The organism is Hydrogenophaga sp. LT287 (genome assembly GCF_055702805.1).
Genome location: NZ_JBVPZC010000002.1, coordinates 224262 through 245370 on the forward strand (window position 1 = coordinate 224262; position 21109 = coordinate 245370).

Annotated in this window: 21 protein-coding genes; 19 read left to right on the plus strand and 2 right to left on the minus strand. The window is 60.8% G+C overall.

The features are described from left to right. Window positions 1–40 precede the first annotated feature (40 nt). Window positions 41–910 (plus strand): S-formylglutathione hydrolase, encoded by an 870-nt coding sequence (gene fghA, locus AC0GNR_RS02925; protein ID WP_472899507.1) that lies wholly within the window; start codon window positions 41–43, stop codon window positions 908–910. A gap of 115 nt (window positions 911–1025) precedes the next feature. Here the strand turns inward: fghA and AC0GNR_RS02930 are convergent, their stop codons facing one another. After that, the gene (locus tag AC0GNR_RS02930; protein WP_472899508.1) at window positions 1026–1592 is read right to left on the minus strand and encodes a PEP-CTERM sorting domain-containing protein; all 567 of its coding nucleotides are present in this window, start codon (window positions 1590–1592) and stop codon (window positions 1026–1028) included. Window positions 1593–1866: 274 nt separating this feature from the next. On the opposite strand from AC0GNR_RS02930, the gene AC0GNR_RS02935 reads away from it, so the two are divergent. Beyond that, a complete protein-coding gene (locus AC0GNR_RS02935) occupies window positions 1867–2526 on the plus strand; it encodes an HAD family hydrolase (RefSeq protein WP_472899509.1) in 660 nt (219 codons plus the stop codon). 141 nt (window positions 2527–2667) lie between these two features. Here the strand turns inward: AC0GNR_RS02935 and galU are convergent, their stop codons facing one another. Continuing rightward, window positions 2668–3552: a UTP--glucose-1-phosphate uridylyltransferase GalU gene (galU, locus tag AC0GNR_RS02940; RefSeq protein WP_472899510.1), complete on the minus strand. Its 885-nt coding sequence runs from the start codon at window positions 3550–3552 to the stop codon at window positions 2668–2670. A 246-nt stretch (window positions 3553–3798) separates the two neighbouring features. Here galU and uppS point away from each other — a divergent pair, with 246 nt between their 5' ends. The 17 genes from uppS to AC0GNR_RS03025 all read left to right on the plus strand — a co-directional run bounded on the left by uppS (window position 3799) and on the right by AC0GNR_RS03025 (window position 21101). Then, window positions 3799–4536, plus strand: a complete 738-nt coding sequence (gene uppS, locus AC0GNR_RS02945; RefSeq protein ID WP_472899511.1) for a polyprenyl diphosphate synthase — start codon at window positions 3799–3801, stop codon at window positions 4534–4536. A gap of 90 nt (window positions 4537–4626) precedes the next feature. Then, window positions 4627–6951, plus strand: coding sequence for a polysaccharide biosynthesis/export family protein (locus tag AC0GNR_RS02950; RefSeq protein WP_472899512.1), 2325 nt, complete (start codon window positions 4627–4629; stop codon window positions 6949–6951). 2 nt (window positions 6952–6953) lie between these two features. Beyond that, complete coding sequence (locus AC0GNR_RS02955) at window positions 6954–8162, plus strand: Wzz/FepE/Etk N-terminal domain-containing protein (protein ID WP_472899513.1); 1209 nt, start codon at window positions 6954–6956, stop codon at window positions 8160–8162. A gap of 77 nt (window positions 8163–8239) precedes the next feature. Then, window positions 8240–9355: an MraY family glycosyltransferase gene (locus AC0GNR_RS02960; RefSeq protein WP_472899514.1), complete on the plus strand. Its 1116-nt coding sequence runs from the start codon at window positions 8240–8242 to the stop codon at window positions 9353–9355. 16 nt (window positions 9356–9371) lie between these two features. Next, on the plus strand, window positions 9372–10652 hold the full coding sequence (gene tviB, locus AC0GNR_RS02965) for a Vi polysaccharide biosynthesis UDP-N-acetylglucosamine C-6 dehydrogenase TviB (RefSeq protein ID WP_472899515.1): 1281 nt from the start codon (window positions 9372–9374) through the stop codon (window positions 10650–10652). Window positions 10653–10691: 39 nt separating this feature from the next. Further along, window positions 10692–11768 (plus strand): NAD-dependent epimerase/dehydratase family protein, encoded by a 1077-nt coding sequence (locus tag AC0GNR_RS02970; RefSeq protein ID WP_472899625.1) that lies wholly within the window; start codon window positions 10692–10694, stop codon window positions 11766–11768. 48 nt (window positions 11769–11816) lie between these two features. Next, window positions 11817–12140 carry a hypothetical protein gene (locus AC0GNR_RS02975; RefSeq protein ID WP_472899516.1) on the plus strand — a complete coding sequence of 108 codons (324 nt, stop codon included), beginning with the start codon at window positions 11817–11819 and terminating at the stop codon, window positions 12138–12140. Between the two features lie 6 nt (window positions 12141–12146). After that, entirely contained in the window at window positions 12147–13490 is a 1344-nt protein-coding gene (locus AC0GNR_RS02980; protein ID WP_472899517.1) for an ATP-binding protein, read from the plus strand. Window positions 13491–13614: 124 nt separating this feature from the next. Beyond that, a complete protein-coding gene (locus AC0GNR_RS02985) occupies window positions 13615–13848 on the plus strand; it encodes an AlbA family DNA-binding domain-containing protein (RefSeq protein ID WP_304839229.1) in 234 nt (77 codons plus the stop codon). Between the two features lie 14 nt (window positions 13849–13862). Further along, window positions 13863–14666, plus strand: coding sequence for a BRO-N domain-containing protein (locus AC0GNR_RS02990; RefSeq protein ID WP_304839226.1), 804 nt, complete (start codon window positions 13863–13865; stop codon window positions 14664–14666). A gap of 10 nt (window positions 14667–14676) precedes the next feature. After that, window positions 14677–15207 carry a hypothetical protein gene (locus AC0GNR_RS02995; protein ID WP_472899518.1) on the plus strand — a complete coding sequence of 177 codons (531 nt, stop codon included), beginning with the start codon at window positions 14677–14679 and terminating at the stop codon, window positions 15205–15207. A 115-nt stretch (window positions 15208–15322) separates the two neighbouring features. Further along, a complete protein-coding gene (locus AC0GNR_RS03000) occupies window positions 15323–16792 on the plus strand; it encodes a flippase (protein WP_472899519.1) in 1470 nt (489 codons plus the stop codon). Between the two features lie 11 nt (window positions 16793–16803). Beyond that, window positions 16804–17877: a methyltransferase domain-containing protein gene (locus AC0GNR_RS03005; protein WP_472899520.1), complete on the plus strand. Its 1074-nt coding sequence runs from the start codon at window positions 16804–16806 to the stop codon at window positions 17875–17877. Further along, window positions 17877–18923, plus strand: coding sequence for a glycosyltransferase (locus AC0GNR_RS03010; protein WP_472899521.1), 1047 nt, complete (start codon window positions 17877–17879; stop codon window positions 18921–18923). The genes AC0GNR_RS03005 and AC0GNR_RS03010 overlap by 1 nt, the downstream gene beginning before the upstream one ends. Next, the gene (locus tag AC0GNR_RS03015) at window positions 18920–19417 is read left to right on the plus strand and encodes a glycosyltransferase (protein WP_472899522.1); all 498 of its coding nucleotides are present in this window, start codon (window positions 18920–18922) and stop codon (window positions 19415–19417) included. Before AC0GNR_RS03010 ends, AC0GNR_RS03015 begins: the two co-directional genes overlap by 4 nt. After that, window positions 19312–20007, plus strand: coding sequence for a glycosyltransferase (locus AC0GNR_RS03020; RefSeq protein WP_472899523.1), 696 nt, complete (start codon window positions 19312–19314; stop codon window positions 20005–20007). The genes AC0GNR_RS03015 and AC0GNR_RS03020 overlap by 106 nt, the downstream gene beginning before the upstream one ends. A gap of 38 nt (window positions 20008–20045) precedes the next feature. Next, complete coding sequence (locus AC0GNR_RS03025) at window positions 20046–21101, plus strand: NAD-dependent epimerase (RefSeq protein WP_472899524.1); 1056 nt, start codon at window positions 20046–20048, stop codon at window positions 21099–21101. Window positions 21102–21109 lie beyond the last annotated feature (8 nt).

Genomic DNA, 21109 nt, shown 5'->3' on the forward strand with positions numbered 1-21109 from the left:
TTAATTTTCCTTCTCACCTCGATTCAGGCTGGAACCACCAATGGACTCGTCATTTGACCGACTCGAACTTCTGAGCGAACACGGCTGCTTTGGCGGTGTGCAGCGGTTTTACAAACACGCCTCGCGTGAAACCGGCTTGCCCATGCGGTTTGGGCTGTTTTTGCCGCCCCAGGCGTTGGCCGGACACAGCGTGCCGCTGCTCACCTTTCTGGCTGGGCTTACCTGCACCGAAGAAACCTTTGCCACCAAGGCCGGCGCCCAGCGCACCGCCGCCCAGCTGGGCCTGGCCCTGCTCACGCCCGACACCAGCCCCCGCGGCGCGGGCGTAGACAGCGAAGACCACCACTGGGACTTTGGCGTGGGCGCCGGCTTTTACCTGGACGCCACCCAAGCCCCCTGGTCGGGCCACTGGCGCATGGAAAGCTACCTGCTGAAAGAGTTGCTACCGGGTGTGGTGGCTGACTTCAAGCTCAACGCCGAGCAGCAAGGCCTGTTTGGCCATTCCATGGGCGGCCACGGCGCGCTCACCCTGGCGCTGCGCCACCCCGGCGTGTTTCGCAGCGTGTCAGCCTTTGCACCCATTTGCGCCCCCGCCCAATGCCCATGGGGCCGCAAAGCCTTTACCGGGTACCTGGGGCAAGACGAATCCACCTGGGCGGCGCACGACGCCAGCCGGCTCATGGCCGGGCAAGCCAGCGCGCCCTACCCCGGCGGCATCTTGGTTGACCAAGGCCTGGCCGACAAATTTCTGGCCGAGCAACTGCACCCCGAAGCCTTTGAAGCCGCCTGCGCCCAAGCCGGCCAGCCGCTCACCCTGCGCCGCCATGCCGGCTACGACCACGGCTATTACTTCATCGCCAGCTTTATGGACGACCATTTGCGCCACCACGCGCAGCACTTGGCAGGCTGATCTAGCCCTGGGTCAAGCCGGGCGCTGCTTCGTACAGCCCATGAAAAAAGCCACTGCTTGCAGTGGCTTTTTTTTGGGTGCGGCGCTTCACGCACCGCACACGGGATCAAGCCATTCAGGCTTTGTCGGCCTTGCGAAAGCGGCGGGCTGCGCCCATGCCCAGCAAGCCCAGGCCCAGCAGGGCCAAAGAGGCTGGCTCAGGCACCTCGCCGCCACCGCAGTTTGCAGTGCCGCTCGTGCAGCCATCGATCTTGATCGACTCACCATTTAGAAACGCATTGATGTGCAGCATGCTGAAATCCCACGCATTAATGTCTGTTGTGACAATACTCCAGCTGGCACTCTCTCCAACAGTAAACCGATTGGCATTATTGGGCTGTGGAAAATCTAGCTTCCAATTAAATTGGTTGCCATCGCCCAGCCCTGTCGCGCTGTAACTGGCAGATATGGTCGTGCTGGCATTGCTGTGACTGAACGTGCCAGCAGGACCAACAAGGAACAAGTCATTGATGAAGGCTCCAGAATCTGGCGCTGTCAAAAAATCTAGGGTGAAGTTGGTGCTACCGGTAGTAGTCATGGTTGCCATGACATTCCCGGCATACCGGAAGTCCACAACGACAGCACTGGCCGCACCAGACATAGCCAAGGCCGCAGCCACCATCAGTGTTTTTACATATTTCATGACTAATCCTTAAAAGAAATTTGACACATGGGTCTGGAATTGATCGCGGCGCAACCTATTAAGCAGACTCCGTGCCAACCCATGAATCTTGTTTATTTTCAATCACTTACGGTCTCCACCACCTCCCAAAAGCCTACCTCGTGTCAAGTTTTTCGACACTTTTGATACGCTAGACCACCCAAGCGGCTCGGGGCTTGCTCCCCGTCTGGCTCCCATCGCGGCAAAGGGCTTTGAACTTGGCGCCGATAATCCATTTTTGACTACCGCTTTCCCCATGCGCCCCCGCCAATTCGACCTCATCGCCTTCGACTGGGACGGCACCCTGTTTGACTCCACGGCCATCATCACCCGCGCCATCCAGGCGGCTGTGGCCGATGTGGGCGGCACCGTGCCTTCTGACCAATCGGCCAGCTACGTCATTGGCATGGGGCTCATGCAGGCGCTGGCCCATGCGGCGCCCGATGTGCCGCAAGACAAATACCCCGAGCTGGGCGCGCGCTACCGCCACCACTACACCGCCCGCCAGCACGACATCAGCCTGTTTGACGGCGTGCTGCCCTTGCTGGCCGAGCTCAAGGGCCGGCAGCACTGGCTCACCGTGGCCACCGGCAAAAGCCGCACGGGGCTCAACGAGGTGCTGCGCACGGTCGAGCTGCAGGGCATGTTTGACGCGTCGCGCACCGCCGACGAAACCGCCGGCAAGCCCAGCCCGCTCATGCTGGAAGAGCTGATGGCCGAATTTGGTGTGGAACCCGAGCGCACCTTGATGATTGGCGACACCACCCACGACCTGCAAATGGCCCTTAATGCCGGCTGTGCCAGCGTGGGAGTGAGCTACGGTGCCCATGAGCACGATGCTTTTCATGCGCTGAAGCCGCTGCACGTGGCGCACTCGGTGAAAGAGCTGCACGCCTGGCTCAGCGCCAACGCTTGAGGTTTGGGGCTGTGGTTGAAAACTTGCCGAGCCTGCTGAGCTGCAAGAAACCGGGGCAGCAAGCTGGTTGAAGACCCTCACCCCTGCCCTCTCCCGCAGGCGGGAGAGGGGGTTAAGACCTAAGCCGATGCAGGCTGTTGCTCAGCCCGCCACGCGCTTGATGTGCGCCATCACCGCGTTGCGCAGTTCCGGGTTGGCCAGGGCCAGGTCAATCGTGGCTTCCAGGAAACCCTCTTTGCTGCCGCAGTCGTATCGCATGCCTTCATAGCGGAAAGCTTGCACTTTCTCTGTGCCAATCAGCGCGGCAATGCCGTCGGTCAGCTGAATCTCGCCACCGGCGCCGCGCGGCTGGCGGCGAATGCTTTCAAACACCGCCGGTGTCAAGATGTAGCGCCCCGCCACCGCCAGGGTGGACGGCGCCACCTCAGGCGCCGGCTTTTCCACCATGCCAAACACCTCGGCCAGCTGCGTGCCCACACCGCGCACGTCCACCACGCCATAGCGTCGCGTGTCGGCGCGCGGCACGTCTTGCACCGCCAGCACCGTGCCCGGGCTGCGCTCATAGGCCTGCACCATTTGCTGCAACACCGTGGCACCGCCCGCGGCCTGGTTGTGGCCCATCATCAGATCATCGGCCAGCAACACCGCAAACGGCTCGTTGCCCACCAACCGCTCGGCACACAGCACCGCATGGCCCAGGCCCAGCGCGCGCGGCTGGCGCACATACACACAGTCCATGTCGTCCGGCTTGATGGAATGCACCAGCTCCAGCAGCGCGCGCTTGTTGCCCGCTTCCAGCTCGGCTTCCAGCTCGTAGGCCGTGTCAAAGTGGTCTTCAATGGCCCGCTTGTGACGTCCGGTTACAAAAATCATCTCGCGAATGCCGGCTGCGTAAGCCTCTTCCACCGCGTACTGAATGAGCGGTTTGTCCACCACCGGCAGCATCTCTTTGGGTATGGCCTTGGTGGCTGGCAAAAAGCGGGTGCCCATGCCCCCTACTGGAAACACTGCTTTCTTTATATTCATTTCGGTTTTTATCCCCTGTTTGTGTAAGAAATTTAACATTGCTGCGCAGTCACCGGTTTTCTTCCCGGTCAATACCTGCTAGCCAGTACAATACCGGCAGTTTTTGGTACGTCACAGCACATAAGGACGCCCCGCGCCACAGAAGACAACACATTGTCTCGCACCAGCGGCGCTCGAATTTGCGACCCCGGGAGGGCGTTGTCAGGGCAATATTTCATCGCGCTCCTAGCGGGAAAGCATCAGTAAATGGCTGTTTTACAGTTTCCGTTGGGGAGAACCATTCCCCAGCATATCGCCATCATCATGGACGGCAATCGCCGTTGGGCACACAAGCGCGCCATGCCCAAAGCGCTGGGGCACGCCCGTGGCGCCCAAAGGGTGCGCAGCATTGTGCAAGCCTGTGCCGACCACGGCGTGCGTTACCTCACCCTGTTTGCCTTCAGCACTGAAAACTGGCAACGCCCGCCCGAAGAGGTTTCAAGCCTCATGGGGCTGCTGGTGCACTACCTTGAAAAAGAGGTAGACGACATGAACGCCACCGGCGTGCGCCTGAAAGTGGTGGGCGACACCCGCCGCTTTGACGCCCGGCTGCAACGGCTCATGCGCGAGTCACAAGAAAAAACCGCCGGCAACAAGCGCATCACCCTGACCATTGCCGCCAACTACGGTGGCCGCTGGGACATGCTGCAGGCCGCCCGGGCGTGGCTAGAAAACCACCCTGGGCAGTCGCTGGACGGCCTGGACGAAGACAGCCTGCGCAGCTACCTGAGCATGGCCTATGCACCCGACCCCGAACTGCTCATCCGCACCGGCGGCGAGTCGCGCATCAGCAATTTCATGCTGTGGCAAACCGCCTACACCGAGCTCTTTTTCTCACCCGCCCTGTGGCCAGACTTTGATGAAAAGATGCTGGATGAAGCCCTTGCCTGGTACAGCGAACGCGACCGCCGCTTTGGTGGCATGAGCCAACGCACCGTCACCTGACGCGGCCACCACCCAGCCCGCATGCTCTGAACCACCCACAGGGCGCCGCCCATTGGGCACCTAACGTTTTCACCCTTCTTTGCCCCGCTCATGCACCAGATTCCATTGAAACGACTCCTGTCTTTGCTGTTGGTCAGCCTGTCCATGGCTGGCCACGCCCAGGAGAGTGTGTGCGTCTCGGCTGCGGCTGCTGTTGCAGCGCCCGCCGCGTTGCCCGGGCAGCTGGTGGTGGCACCCGCCACCGGTGCCCAGCAAGCCCCAGCGGCCTGCGCCGCGCAAACGCAAGCGCAGGCAGACAGCGCAAGCAACGCCAGCGGCACCGCAGACGCCGAAGCCGGCAACACCCCGGCCCCGGTAGAGCCCGCCTCCAGCCTGCGCAAGGCGCGCGCGCCCAGCCAGTTTCAGCAGTTTGTGCTGGAAGCCACCGGGCGGCAGCTGCCCTTTTATGGGCACGACCTGTTTGACTCGGCCCCCTATTCGGCCGACGCCTCCTTGCCCCCGCCCGGCGACTACGTGTTGGGCCCTGGCGACGAAGTGCGCATGCAAGTGTGGGGCGCCATTGACCTGAACGGCAGCTACACGCTGGACCGCAATGGCCAGGTCACGCTGCCCAAAGTGGGCGTGGTGCCGCTGGCCGGCGTGCCCGTGCGCAACCTCGAAGCCGTGCTGCGCAGCCAGCTCGGCAAAGTGTTCACCAACTTCGAACTCAACGCCGGCCTGGGCCGCCTGCGCAGCATTCAGGTGTATGTGGTGGGCCAGGCCCAGCAGCCCGGCGCCCACAAAGTGTCCAGCCTCAGCACGCTCGTCAACGCCTTGTTTGCCAGCGGTGGCCCTTCTTCTCACGGCTCCATGCGCAACATCCAGCTCAAGCGCGGCGGCCGCACCGTGACCACGCTCGACCTCTACGACTTCATTGCCAAAGGCGACAAAACCCGCGACGTGCCCCTGCAGTCTGGCGACGTGATCGTCATCCCACCCGCCGGCCCACGCGTGGCCGTTACTGGTGCGTTTGACCACGCCGCCATTTACGAACTGAAGCCCGGCGCCACCACTGCCGGTGACATCTTGGGCCTGAGTGGCGGCCTGCCCGCGCTCACCAGCACCCGCAAAGCCCTGCTGGAGCGTATTGCGCCCGAGAAAAACCCACCCCGCCAGGTGCAAGACATCACGCTCGACGCCGAAGGCCTGCGCCAACCCCTGCGCGACGGCGACGTGCTCACCCTGCTCGGCATCAGCCCCGCGTTTGGCAACGCCGTCACGCTGCAAGGCACCGTGGCCGCCCCGCTGCGCTACGGCTGGTTTGAAGGCATGCGCATTCTTGACCTGATCCCCGAACGCGACGCGCTCATTACCGCCGACTACTACCGCCGCAAAAACCTGCTGGTGCAAAACGCTGACGTGGCCCAAGGCGCCGGCGCAGGCGTGAGCAACCGCGTGCGCAGCCTGTCTGACCAGATCAACTGGGAATACGCCGTCATTGAACGGCTGAACCGCAACACCCTCAGCACCGAACTCGTGCCGTTCAACCTGGGCAAGGCCGTGCTGCAAAAAGACCCCGCCAACAACCTGCCCCTGCAGCCGGGCGACGTGGTCACCATCTTGAGCCACAACGACCTGCGCCTGCCGCAAGACCGCCAAAGCCGCCTGGTGCGGGTGGAAGGCGAAGTGGGCGCGCCGGGTCTTTACCAGTCGCTGCCCGGCGAAACCCTGCCCCAGCTGCTGCAGCGTGTGGGCGGGCTCACGCCGCAGGCCTATGTGTTTGGCACCGAGCTCAGCCGCACGTCGGTGCGGGCGCGCCAGCAAGACAACCTGGCCCAGCTGGTGCGCCGGCTTGAAGGCCAGCTGCAAGCCCAGGTGAGCACCGTGGTGGCCAACCTGGGCTCTGACTCAGCGGCTCAGGTGCAGCAGCAACAGCAAGCCCAGCTGCGCAGCCAAATTGAGCGGCTCAAGAGCTTTCAAAGCAACGGCCGCCTGGCCCTTGAACTCGACCCCCAAGGCCAAGACCTGGCCGCCCTGCCCGCGCTGCCCCTGGAAGACGGCGACCACATTTTGGTGCCCGCCACCCCCGGCTTTGTGTCGGTCTTTGGCTCGGTCAACAACGAAAACGTGTTTATCTACAAACCCGGCAAAACAGTGGGTGACGTGATCAAGTCGGCCGGGCTCACCGAAGACGCCGAACCCAGCCAGGCCTTTGTGCTGCGGGCCGACGGCAGCATTGTGGCCCGCCGAGACCGCAGCGGCTTCTTTGGCGGTGGCTTCGAGTCGTTGCGCGTGATGCCTGGCGACACCCTGGTGGTGCCCGCCCAGATTGACCGCGAAAGCCGCTACAACTTCGTCACCCGCGCCCTGAAAGACTGGACCCAGATCTTTGCCAACTTTGGCCTGGGTGTGCGGGCCTTCAAGTCCATTAACTGAGCATGAGCGCCATGAACCAGCCCCATGCCATGACCGACAACCCCGAACTCAGCCCCCACGCGGCAGCGCCTGAAGACGACGAGATCAGTGTGCTCGACCTGTTGCACACCGTGGTGGACAACCTGCGCCTTCTGGTGCTGACTCCTGTAGCTGCCGGTTTGCTGGCGCTGGGCTACAGCTACACCATCCCGCCGAACTTCACAGCAAGCACCCAATTTTTGCCTCCACAGCAACAACAAAGCGCCGCCGCGAGCATGCTGCAGTCGCTAGGTTCCTTAGGAGGACTTGCTGGTGCGGCTTCCGGGATTAAAAATCCTAACGAACAGTTCGTGACCTTCCTGAAAAGTAGGCGCATCCAAGATGCACTCATTGAGCAGCTGAACTTGAAAGCTCACTACGGTGGAAATCAACTGACGGGGGTTCGGTCTGCCTTAGCTGCCAGCACCGCCATTGCCATAGGCAGAGACGGCCTCATCACCATTGCTGTGACAGACAAAAATCCCGAATTTGCAGCGCGGCTGGCCAACGCGCACGTAGAGCAGCTAGGGAACTTGCTTCACAACTTGGCACTAACGGAAGCTCAGCAGCGGCGGGCGTTTTTCGAAAGGCAGCTCGCCAACACCAAAGACAACTTGGCCATCGCAGAAAGCGCTTTAAAGGCCAGCGGAATTTCAAGCGATACCCTAAAAAAAGACCCACAAACTGCCTTGACCGGGCTGGCCCAACTGGAAGCCAGTATCGCGGTTCAAGAAGTCAAGCTCGCCAGCATGCGCGGCTACCTCACAACGTCTGCGCCTGAATTCAAACAAGCACAAACCGAACTGGCCGCCCTGCGCAGCCAAGTGGAAAAAAGTGAACGCCAGTTGCCCAAGGCCGCGGGCAGTGAGGCTGACTACACCACCAAATTCCGAGACTTCAAGTACCAAGAGACAATGTTTGAACTCTTCGCCAAGCAGTATGAAATTGCGAAAGTCGATGAGAGCCGTGAGAGTGCAGTCATCCAGGTCCTTGACACAGCCACGCCCCCCGAAGTGAAGAGTGGCCCCAAGAAAGCGCAAATTGCCGTGCTCACCACCCTGGCCACCGGCTTTGCGCTGCTGCTGTTTGTGTTTGTGCGCCAAGCCCTGCGCAACGCCGGGCAAGACGCCGAGTCAGCCGCCAAGCTCGCCCAGCTGCGCCACGCCTGGCGCAAAGCACTGGGCCGGGGCTGACCCCAGCCCCACGCCCCCAGCCCAAGCCGCCGCAACAGCCCACGCCACCCGCGCACCCCGCCCCAGGAGCCCCGCCCATGACCGCCTTACTCATCCCCCTGGGCGCTTCCCTGCTGGTCAGCCTGCTGCTGGTGTTTACCAAGCACTGGCACGGCCGCTTCAGCATGGACCACACCGCCGGGGTGCAAAAGTTTCACACCAAGCCCACCCCCCGCATTGGTGGCGTGGCCATTGTGGCCGGCATGGTGGCCGCCTGGAGCCAGGCCACGCCGGCCGTGCAAGCCCTGCTGGGCCCCCTGCTGCTGGCCAGCGTGCCCGCCTTTGCCGCCGGCCTGCTGGAAGACGTGACCAAAAAAGTGGGCGTGGCCGCCCGCCTGCTGGCCACCATGGTGAGCGGCGCACTGGCCTGCTGGCTTACCGGCATTGCGCTGAACCGGGTGGACATATGGCTGGTAGACGACCTGCTGGCCTACGCCCCAGCCGCCGTGCTGTTTACCGCCTTTGCCGTGGCCGGTGTGGCCAACGCCATCAACATCATTGACGGCTTTAACGGCTTGTCCAGCGGTTCGGCACTGATCATTTTGGCGGCCTTGGGCAGCATAGCTGGCCTGCAGGGCGACGCCGCCCTGGCCACCACCTGCGCCCTGCTGGGCGCGGCCGTGGCGGGCTTCTGGCTTGTTAACTTTCCACTGGGCAAGCTGTTCTTGGGCGACGGCGGGGCCTATTTTGTGGGCTTTGCGCTGGCCTGGCTCAGCGTGTTGCTGCTCATGCGCAACGCGGCTGTGTCCCCCTGGGTGGTGCTGCTGGCCTGCGCCTACCCCGTCACCGAAGTGCTTTACAGCGTGTGGCGCCGCCGCCGCCAAAAGCAGCCCACCGGCGCGCCAGACAGCCTGCACCTGCACAGCTTGGTGAAAACCCAGGTGATCTTGCCGCGCTTTGGCCACTGGCCCGCGCGCATGCGCAACGCAGCCGTGTCACCGCTGGTGTGGCTGTATGCCGCCCTGCCCGCCACGCTGGCCGTGTGGCTGGCTGAAGCGCCGGTGCCTTGGGTGGTTGGCGCGCTGGCCGCTTGCGTGCTGGTGTACCACTTGATTTACCAGCGCCTGTTACAGCAATTTGCAGCGTCGTCAATGGCTGCAAGTGAGCTACTTGTGTCCCATATCGCCCTCAACAAAGACACCACAAGCGTCTGAATTCATGCTTTTCCCCATGCTCCCCCAACCCACATCTTTACGCGTTGCAGTCATTGGCCTCGGCTATGTAGGCCTTCCACTGGCGGTCGAGTTCGGCAAAAGCCGCTCAGTACTCGGTTTTGACATCAACACCCGCCGCGTTGCCGAACTGCAAAGTGGCCAAGACCATACCCTTGAAGTTAGCCCTGAAGAGCTGGCCACAGCACGGCACCTGAGCTTCAGCGCCAACCCGGCCGAGCTTGCCAGCTGCAATGTTTACATCGTCACGGTGCCCACCCCCATTGACGAACACAAACAACCCGACCTGACACCACTCATCAAGGCCAGCGAAACCATTGGCAAGGTGCTCAAGCGTGGTGACGTCGTCATTTACGAATCCACGGTGTACCCCGGCGCTACCGAAGAAGACTGTGTGCCCGTGCTTGCAAAACATTCAGGGCTGGCGTTCAACGTGGACTTTTTCGCTGGCTACAGTCCCGAGCGCATCAACCCCGGCGACAAACAACACCGCGTCACCACCATCAAAAAAGTGACCAGTGGCTCCACCCCCGAAGTGGCCGAGCTGGTAGATGCCCTTTACCGCGAAATCATCACCGCGGGCACGCACAAAGCGCCCAGCATTCGCGTGGCCGAAGCGGCCAAGGTGATTGAAAACACCCAGCGCGACGTGAACATTGCGCTCATCAACGAGCTGGCGCTGATCTTCAACCGCATGGGCATAGACACCGAAGCCGTGTTGCAAGCAGCGGGTACTAAATGGAACTTTTTGCCGTTTCGACCCGGGCTGGTGGGTGGCCACTGCATAGGCGTTGACCCCTACTACCTCACGCACAAGGCCCAAGCCATTGGCTACCACCCTGAAATCATCTTGGCAGGGCGGCGCCTGAACGACAGCATGGGCGCCTATGTGGTGACGCAGCTCGTCAAAACCATGACCCAAAAACGCATACACGTGCAAGGGGCGCGTGTGCTCGTCATGGGCTTGGCCTTTAAAGAAAACTGCCCAGACCTGCGCAACACCCGGGTGGTGGACATCGTGCGTGAGCTAGCCGAATACGACGTGCGAGCCGACGTTTACGACCCATGGGTCAGCAGCGAAGAAGCCCAGCACGAATACGGCATCAGCCCCGTGCAGCAACCGATAGCAGGCGCCTACGACGCCATCGTCGTGGCCGTGGCGCACCGCGAATTCAAAGCCATGGGTGCCCAAAACATCCGCGCGCTGGGCAAGCCAGAGCATGTGCTGTTTGACCTGAAATACATCTTGTCCGCGCAAGAGGCTGATCTTCGCCTTTAAACCCGGCCACAACTTGCCCCACATGAAACCGTGAACACCATGCCCACCGCCTACGACCGCATTCAGCGACAACTGCAGGAACAACCCAAAACCTGGCTTGTCACAGGTGTTGCAGGCTTCATTGGCAGCAACCTGCTGGAAACCCTGCTCAAACTGGACCAACGCGTGGTCGGCTTAGACAACTTCGCCACCGGGTACCAGCGCAACCTGGACGAAGTGCAAACGCTGGTAACCGCCCAACAATGGGCCAACTTCCAGTTCATGGAAGGCGACATACGCCAACTGGAAACCTGCCACCAAGCCTGCCGTGGGGTGGACTACGTGTTGCACCAGGCCGCGCTGGGCTCGGTGCCCAGATCCATCAACGACCCCATTACAACCAACAGCACCAACATTGACGGCTACTTGAACATGCTGGTGGCTGCAAGGGATGCCGGCGTCAAAAGTTTCACCTATGCCGCTTCCAGCTCCACCTATGGCGACCACCCGGGCCTGCCCAAGGTCGAAGCCGTGATCGGCAAACCCCTCAGCCCCTACGCCGTCACCAAATATGTGAACGAGCTCTATGCGGACGTGTTTGCCCGCTGCTACGGCCTTAACACCATAGGCCTGCGCTACTTCAACGTGTTTGGCCCCCGCCAAAACCCCAACGGCGCCTACGCCGCCGTGGTGCCCAAATGGACCGCCGCCCTGCTGCAAGGCGACACGGTCTACATCAACGGCGACGGCGAAACCAGCCGCGACTTCTGCTTTGTTGCCAACGCCGTGCAAGCCAACCTGCTCGCCGCCACCGCAGGGGTTTTACCCCCTCTCCCGCTTGCGGGAGAGGGCAGGGGTGAGGGCCTCCCCGAATCCCCCCTCAACCAAATCTACAACGTCGCCGTCGGCGACCGCACCACCCTCAACACCCTGTTTTGCCTGCTGCGCGACCACCTTGCCGCCCACGGCGTCAGCCCCGCCGTGCAGCCGGTGTACCGCGATTACCGCGCCGGCGACGTGCGCCACAGCCAGGCCGACATATCCAAAGCCCGGCGCCTGCTCGGCTACGCGCCCACCCACCGCCTGGCCGACGGCGTGGCCGAGGCCATGCCCTGGTATGTGGGGCAACAGCCATGAGATCCGCGAAGGATGCCCGCCATGCCTGAAGCCAAAGTGGACGAAGAAATGAAGGCCTTTGCCGCCGATGTGCGCGAATCCATCGCACAGGCCAAGCGGGGCGAAGTGGCGCGCGCGCAGCCTCGGGCCACTGCGGCGCGTTACGACGCGCGCAAAAAGGTGGTGGTGATCGAACTGGCCAATGGCGCGTCGTTTGCATTTCCCCCCAGCCTGGCGCAGGGCCTCGAAGGCGCCAGCACCGCTGACCTGTCAGACATAGCGGTCTCCGTCCGTCGGGCCCGTTTACAGCCAGAGCATCGCGTATCGCGGCGCCTTTGCCGCGAGCGCCCCGCCAATTTGTCTTTATTAAAAAGACAATTAAAGACAAAATAGATCATCGTGGAAAGTCAATTCAGAACCGTCATCCGTCAGAAAATCATCGACTCGCAAGCGGCACCGCTGCCCGCCTTGACGCGTCGCGATGTCTGGCTGCCTGCGGTCAAAGGCAAGGCCACCGCCGTCATCGGCATTCGACGCTCCGGCAAGACCAGCCTGCTGTGGCAGATGCTGGCCGACCGCCACGCCGCCGGCATGGAACGTGACGGCTTGCTCTACTTCAGTTTTGAAGACGAGCGCCTGGCCGGCATGCAGCTGGCCGACCTGGACCTGCTGGTGGAAGCCTTCTACAGCCTGCATCCCGGCTGGCGCGACGCCCGCCGCGCCTGCTTTTTTCTGGATGAAATCCAGCTCGTGCCCGGCTGGGAGCTGTTTGCCCGGCGCATCCTCGACAGCGAGAACATCGAACTCGTGATTTCTGGCTCCTCCGCCCGCATGCTCTCGCGCGAAGTGGCCACCAGCATGCGCGGTCGGGCCATGGAGGCGGTGGTCACGCCGTACAGCTTCCGCGAAGCCCTGCGCCACGCGGGCCATGAACCCGCCACGCCAGCGGACCGGCTGACCAAGGCCGAACGCTCCCTGCTGGGCCGCGCCCTGACCGACTACCTCGCCTGCGGTGGCTTCCCGGAGGCACAAGGCCTGGACAGCCGCAACCGCACCGAGCTGCTGCGCGGCTACGTGGACGTGGTGCTGCTGCGCGATGTGATCGAGCGCCACAACCTCAGCCAGCCGCAGGTGCTGCGCTGGATGGTGCAGCAACTGCTGGGCAACGCAGCGGGGGCCTTCAGCATCAACAAGTTCCACGGCGACCTCAAGTCACGCGGCGTGGCGGTCAGCAAAGACACCCTGCACAGCCTGCTGGCCCACCTGGAAGACGCCTTTCTCCTGTCCAGCGCCGCCGTCGCCAGCGACTCGGTGCGCCGCCGCCAGGTCAACCCCCGCAAGGTCTACCCGGTGGACACCGGCCTGATGGCGGTTTTTGACCGCTCGGGCAAGGCCAACACCGGGCATGCGCTCGAGACCGTGGTGTGGCACGAGCTGCAGCGCCGTGGCCATGAGACGGCCTACGTGCGAACGGCGGCCGGTTTTGAGGTGGACTTTTCCGCCCGAAGCCCCGCCGGGGACGAAGCCCTGATCCAGGTCTGCGCCGAACTGGACGACCCCGCCACCCTGGCACGCGAAGTGCGCGCGCTGCAAGACGCCGCCACCGCGTCACCACACGCCAGCCTGCACCTGATTGCGCTGGACCTGTCGCCCGGCCTGCCACTGCCCGCCGGTGTGCACCTGCACCGCGCCGCAGACTGGCTGCTGTCAGACGGCCCAACCCATGGATCGTCACAAACATGAACGACAATCGCATGCCCCGGGCGAGCACTGCCCCTGTGGACGCGGCGCCCAACCTCCTGCTGGCCGAGCGCACAGCCATCTCGAAAAAGCCCGAAGCAATCCAAACGCTTAACGCATTTCGCCCATGACGCCCGCCGACCTTCCGAACCGCATCGCCGCTGGCGAATCGCAAACGCTGGAATTCAAAGCCTCGTTTGACAAAGCCAGCATAGAATCCCTGGTGGCCTTTGCCAACACGCAGGGCGGCACGGTGCTGGTGTCAGACGGCCCATCCATTTCAACGATACTTCCCAGTCGGGCCAATGCTCTCCACCGTGCGGAGAGAATGGCCCTGGTGGCACCTCAAGACACTGATTGATATCGACGCCCCCCATGAGCACCATCAAGCTGTTTGAAACCAGGGAAGTCCGCTCCCTGTGGGACCACGAGAAAGAAGCCTGGTTCTTCAGCATCGTGGATGTGGTCGCGGTGCTCACCGACAGCCCCAACCCCCGCACCTACTGGAGCGTGCTCAAGAACCGGCTCAAAAAAGAAGGCAGCGAGTTGGCTACAAACTGTAGTCAACTGAAAATGAAGTCGGCGGACGGTAAAAACTACCTCACCGACGTAGCCGACACCGAGCAACTGCTGCGCCTGATCCAGTCCATCCCATCCCCCAAGGCGGAGCCCTTCAAGCAGTGGCTGGCCCGCGTCGGTTACGAGCGCATTGAAGAAACTGACGACCCCGAGCTGGCCTTTGACCGCGCCATGGAGACCTACCTCAAAAAAGGCTACTCCAAAGAATGGATCAACCAGCGCCTCAAAAGCATCGAAGTCCGCAAGGACCTCACCGACGAATGGGAAAAACGGGGCGTACAAAAAGGGCAAGAATTTGCCATCCTCACGGACGAGATCACCAAAGCCTGGAGCGGCTTGAGCACGCGTGAATACAAACAAGTCAAAGGGCTCAAGAAAGAAGGCCTGCGCGACAACATGACCAACCTCGAGCTGGTGCTCAATATGCTGGCCGAAGCCACCACCACCGAAATTTCCAAGGAAAAGTTGCCTGAAGGATTTGAGCAAAACCGGAAAATTGCCCGACAAGGCGGCACCATTGCCGGTAACACCCGCAAAGAAATCGAGCTAAAAACCGGCAAACCCATCGTGAGCGCAAAAAATACCAAACGACTCAAATGAGAGTTGCCTCGTGCCCCAAGTGCTCCCTTTCTCGTCAACGCCTGTGCCGATCCTGCGCCTGGTGAACAACCCCGGTTCCACCCTCCGTCGCTGCGGAGACGGGGCAGAGCTGCGTGCTGTGCGTGCGCACCTGGCCGAAGGCTTCTACCTCGTCAACGCGATCGAAAAATACGGCAGCGGCTTCATCCGCATCCGCCGCGCGCTCCAGGACTACCCGGAAGTGCAGTTCGACATCGAAGAGAAGTTCGGCGGCGTCATGGCCACGTTCAGCCGCACGCAGCCAGAGTCCCCACGTGAGGGAGCAAGTGGCGGAGTAAATGGCGGAGTAACTGGCGGAGTAGGTGGCGGAGTAAACGTCGAAGCATCGCATCTGCTGCAGCTGATCCAGTCGAGGCCCGGGCTCAAAACGGCTGAACTTGTGAGCCAAACAGGCAAACCACGACGCACCATCGAACGCTGGCTCAAGCAACTCAAAGACAGCCAGCGCATCGAGTTTCGCGGCGCTCCCAAAACCGGTGGTTACCACCCCAAAGACCAATGAGCAAGGCCAACCCCTGCAGAATCTGCAACGCGATGCCAATGGATCAACCCCTGGTCACCGCCGCTGCGACGCTGCCTTCCGTCATCGCGAGGCGCAACACAAGCGCTGCTGATCTGTGAGCATCCAAAAACACACGGCCTACAACCTGCTGGGGGCCGTGCTCCCCATGGGCTTGTCCCTGGTCACCATCCCGATCTACATCGGTGTGATCGGTGAGGCACGCTACGGCGTGCTGGCTATCGCATGGCTGTTGTTAGGCTATTTCGGTTTGTTCGACCTGGGGCTGGGCGCGGCTACGGCGCAGCGTGTCGCTGCGCTGGGGGATTCGTCACCGGAGCAAACGGCCGCCACCTTCTGGACCGCCCTGGCCATGAATGTCAGCCTGGGGGCCATCGGCGGTTTGGTCATCTGGCCCGTTGCTGTCTACTTTTTTGGGCACGTTTTCAGTGTCGATGCCGCTTTGCGGCCGGAGCTTGCGGCCGCCATTCCATGGTTGGTACTGGCGGTGCCATTGGCCACGCTGTCGGGCGTTTTGACGGGTGCGCTCCAAGGACGCGCGAAGTTTCTGGAGCTGAACCTGATTTCCGTCTCCAGTTCGGTGTTGATCCAGTTGTTACCGCTAGCCGTGGCCTGGTTTCATGTCCCTGATCTGGCGTGGCTGCTCCCGGCGGTGATACTGGCCAGGGTGGTCACATTGACCTCCCTCTTTTTCCGCTGTCGGGTTCATGTATTCCAAAGCTTCGCACCCAAGGTTTCACGCACGTTGGCCAAGGGTCTTTTGCAGTTTGGCGGTTGGGTGACGGTGACGTCTCTGGTGGGGCCCATGATGGTGATCTTGGACCGCTTTGTCATCGGTGCGGCGCTCGGTGCCAAGGCCGTAACCTATTACACAGTGCCGTTTCAGTTGGCCGAGCGTTCTTCCGTTTTGCCTAGGGCACTGGCATCGGCACTTTTCCCGCGGTTGGCATCGGTGGGCACCGAAGATGCCAAGCGCCTAGCTTCCATGGCTATCAGCTCGCTGGCGGTGGTGATGACGCCGGTGGTGCTGGTCGGCCTGTTGCTGATCGAGCCCTTCCTGCAGTGGTGGTTGAACCCTGAATTTGGCGCGCAGGCGGGCCTGACGGCTCAAATCCTGTTGCTCGGTTTCTGGATCAACGCATTCGCGCGCGTTCCCTATACGCAGTTACAGGCGGCCGGACTGCCAGGTGTGGTGGCCCGGTGTCACTTGGGCGAAGTGATACCGTACTTTCTTCTGTTGTATATCGGCCTCCATTTTTGGGGCCTGCCCGGTGCCGCGCTGGCCTTCGGGCTGCGAACCCTAGCCGATTGCGCCTTGCTGCTCTGGTTTGCCGGCAATTTGGCAGTTGGTTTCAGAGCACTCCGCGTGCCTGCACTGCTGCTTTTGGCTGGCTTGGGCGTGGCGGCAAGTCTACCCTTCGGTAGTGTGCTGTGGTGGTTGGCAGGATCGGGGCTGCTCTCACTTACTCTGTGGTTGTCATGGCGCAACGCCCCCCTTGAAGTCCGCAGCCTCGCCAAGCGCATGGTGAACAAACTGAGCCCAGATCAACGAGAAAAATTCAGGTGATTGCAAACCCCATGAGTAAGTTGCCCTTTACTTCTGATCCGCCGTGGAACCAGCCTTGGCCCGTTGACGAACTGGAGAGAGTGCAAGCCTGCCCCATCTGTGGCAGTGCTGAACGCTCGGTGCTGCACGAGCAACTGGTCGATAACGTATTTTTTGCAGCGCCGGGGAAGTGGGCATTGCATGGCTGCACCCATTGTGGCGGAGCTTATCTAGACCCGCGCCCCAGCGCAGACACGATCCACAGGGCCTATGCCAACTACTACACCCATCAGGAGGTCGCAGGCAGAGATGACTACTCATCCCTGAGCGCCTTGCGCAAACTGCGCCGCCGTTTGGTCAACGGCTACACCAACTGGCGCTACTCAACAAACTTCCAGCCAGCAAGCCAATTTGGCGTGTTGACAGCCTTTGCCATGCCAAGACTGAAAAAACGCTTGGACCGCCAATACCGCCACCTGCCCAGACTGCCCAAGGGCGGGGGAAAATTGCTGGATTTGGGCTGCGGTGACGGTTCATTTCTCGCGCTAGCCCGCACTTGTGGCTGGGAGGTGGTTGGACTTGACCCAGATCCCAAGGCCGCTGCCAATGCGGCAAGGCAGGGCTTGACCGTCCATGAAGGTGGTATTGAGTATTTCGCCGGCCAAACCAATCAGTTTGACGTCATCACCTTGAATCACGTCATTGAACACGTATACGACCCGATCAAGGTTCTCGAAGCCTGCCATGCCCTGCTCAAGCCCGGTGGGCAACTCTGGGTGGAGACACCCAATATTGATAGCTTTGGCCACGCGCGGTTTCAACAGAACTGGCGCGGCTTGGAGACGCCACGACACTTAGTTCTTTTCAACCAGAACTCTTTGAGCCAAGCCTTTGTGAGTGCGGGTTTTCGCGTATCGAAGAACCAACCCCGTTTAAGTACAGAAATGTTTATAAAAAGTTTCGCTATAGAGCATGGCCAGTCCCCCTATGCTGCGTTCCCAACATCTAAATTACTGAAACTGCAAGCAGCGCTCGCAGAACTTGCCGGGTTGATTCTGCCGGCACGTCGAGAATTTCTGACTGTTTCAGCCCGCAAAGTAATGTGATGACCATGCGAATCTCTATCGCCATGGCCACCTATAACGGCGAAAAATTTATCCAAATGCAGCTGGAAAGTCTTTCATGCCAGAGTTTTTTTCCCTTTGAACTCGTTGTTACTGATGACGGGTCCAGCGATGCAACCGTATTGCTATTGCGTGCATTTGCAGAAACGGCGCCGTTTCCCGTCCGCATCTATGAAAACGAAAACAATCTTGGTTACAGCAACAATTTTCTAAAGGCTGCAAAGCTTTGCAGCGGGGATTGGGTCGCCTTTTGTGATCAGGACGATGTCTGGCTGCCTAATAAGCTGGCTAATGCCGCACGCGCTATCGAACGGTATGCTGACGTCTCATTGATCTTACAAAATGCCCATCTTTGCAATGCAGACCTTATGCAGCGAGGACGGCTTTTTCCTGACAAGATCAACCCAGGGCGACATCAAGAGTGTTCACAATATGGTTTTTGGGTTTGGCCGGGCTTCCTAAAGACCATAAAAGCAGATCTTTTGCAGGATATCGAAAGTAGCCGGCGCCCGCTGAACTACTTTCCCGGTCACGGCGTCCAGTCGCATGACAAATGGACATGTATGGTTGCGAATGCCATTGGGGGTATCGCCGTTCTGAGGGAGCCAGCCGCGCTTTACCGGCGTCATGACAAGGCGCTGACGGGCGAATATCGTGCGCAGTCCGCGTCCGAGCGGATCGTGAAGGCCACCTCAGTCGGTGCTGAACACTACGCCTTTTTGGCCAGGGTCGCGAAGTCCACAGCCCTATACCTGTTGCAGATGGCCGAAACATGCCGCCGGTCGGACTGGCGAACCAAGTTGGAAAAATCGGCTGTTGGCTTTGAGCGCATTGCCCGGATTCAGACAAACCGCGCCAACCTATATCGCGCGACGTCCTTTTTCGCTCGTGTTAAGTTTTTCTTGGCTGTGCTGATAGATGGCGGATATATCGGACCAGCGCTTGTTGCCATGGGGTGGAAAAGCGCGGCCAAGGATTTAGGTTTCACATTAGGTCTCGTGCGTTTGAGACAGGGGGGTACGGAATGAAAATTGCCATCCTTCTCCCTGACCTGCGCGGTGGTGGCGTTGAACGTATTCGCCTCGTGCTTGCCCATGAATTCGCCCGACAAGGCCATCAGGTCGAATTCCTGCTGATGCGTGTTGAGGGTGAATTGCTGGGTGAGGCGCAAGCCGCCTTTTCGGTTGTTGATCTGGGGGCCGCGCGCGCGCGGCAGGTGCCGCTGGCCCTCGCCCGCTATTTGCACCGCAAGCGTCCCGATGCCTTACTGGCCGCAATGTGGCCGTTGACGGTATTGGCTCCAATTGGCCGTGCTTTGTCGGGCCATCGATGCAAACTGTTGGTATCCGAGCACTGCATGCTGTCTACTCAATATTCCACATGGGGGGGGTGCATAACTTGTTTATGCGAAGCAGTATGGCGCTCGGCTATCGTATGGCCGATGCGCGGGTGGGCGTGTCGGCCGGTGTGGCGCACGACATTGCGCAATTGGCGTGGATACCCGACGATCAATTCGATGTGATCCACAACCCGGTTGCACGCCGCCACGAACCCGATAGCCAGGCATTGGTGGTTGCGCAAGCGCTTTGGAGTGTTCCTCCCAGCGCTCGCGTTCTGACGGTCGGTAGCTTCAAGGCACAAAAGAACCATCCCTTGCTGCTGCGATCCTTCGCCCGGCTTGCTCAGTTGCCCAGTGCGCGGCTGATGTTTTTGGGGGCCGGTGCGGGTGAGGACGCTTTGCGTGCTCTTGCCGATGAACTTGGCATCGCTGACAGGGTGATATTTGCCGGTTTTCACCCTGACCCGACGCCTTTTTATCGTACGGCTGACCTGTTTGTCCTGTCTTCGGACTATGAAGGGTTCGGCAATGTGATCGTTGAGGCGTTGGCCTGTGGTACACCCGTGGTCAGCACCGATTGCCCATCCGGGCCATCGGAAATTCTTGAAGGCGGTCGCTACGGCACCTTGGTGCCCGTGGGTGATGAGCAAGCGCTGGCCAAGGCTATAGAGGCTGCCCTATCCAATAAGCACGACCCGGAACGCCTGCGCCAGCGGGCGATGGACTTTGCACCAGAGATAGCGGCGGCCCGGTATTTGGAGTTGCTGGCATGACCCCAGGCATTCTCACCGCAATTGAAATCAACAGCTAAATGCAAAAAATATCTGAAAACCCGCCGGCTGGTCAGCCCGCAAACCGCACCACCTGGCTGGTCACGGGGGCTGCTGGATTTATTGGCATGCACACCAGCTTGCGCCTGTTGGCGCGTGGCGACCGCGTCATTGGGCTGGACAACCTGAACGATTACTACGATGTGTCGCTAAAGCAGGCGCGCCTGGCGCAGTTGCAGAACCACGCGGGCTTCAGCTTTCACCCTCTCGACGTGGCCGATCGGGATGGCATCGAGCAAGTGTTCGCACATGACAAGCCTCAGCGTGTCATCCACCTTGCGGCACAGGCGGGTGTGCGCTACTCCATCACCAACCCGCACGCCTACATCGACTCCAATATTCAGGGCTTCATCAACATCCTTGAAGGGTGCCGCAACCACGGTGTGCAGCACCTGGTTTATGCCAGCAGTTCCAGCGTTTATGGGGGCAACACTGTGATGCCGTTCAGCGAGCACCACAGCGTTGACCATCCCGTCAGCCTGTATGCCGCCACCAAAAAAGCCAACGAGCTCATGGCCCACACCTACAGCCATCTGTTTGGCCTGCCAACCACCGGGTTGCGGTTCTTTACCGTCTATGGCCCCTGGGGGCGACCGGACATGGCGTTGTTTCTGTTCACCAAAGCCATCCTGGCTGGCCAGCCAATTGACATCTTTAACCATGGCCATATGGTGCGCGACTTCACCTTTGTTGATGACATCGTTGAGGCCACGATTCGTGTGGCAGACAAGCCTGCCACCGCCAATGTTGCCTTCGACCCCGCTCAACCGGACCCTGCCAGCAGCACCGCGCCTTACCGTGTGTTCAACATTGGCAACAGCGAGCCCACGCCACTGATGGACTACATCGTGGCGCTTGAAAAGGCGTTGGGCCTCACGGCCAAAAAGAACTACCTGCCCATGCAGCCGGGCGATGTGCCCGCCACCGCTGCCAACACGGCCGAACTGGAAGCCTGGGTCGGCTTTAAGCCCCAGACCGGTGTGCAGCAAGGTGTTGCCCGGTTTGCGGACTGGTACCGCAACTATTACAAGGCGTGAAACAATTC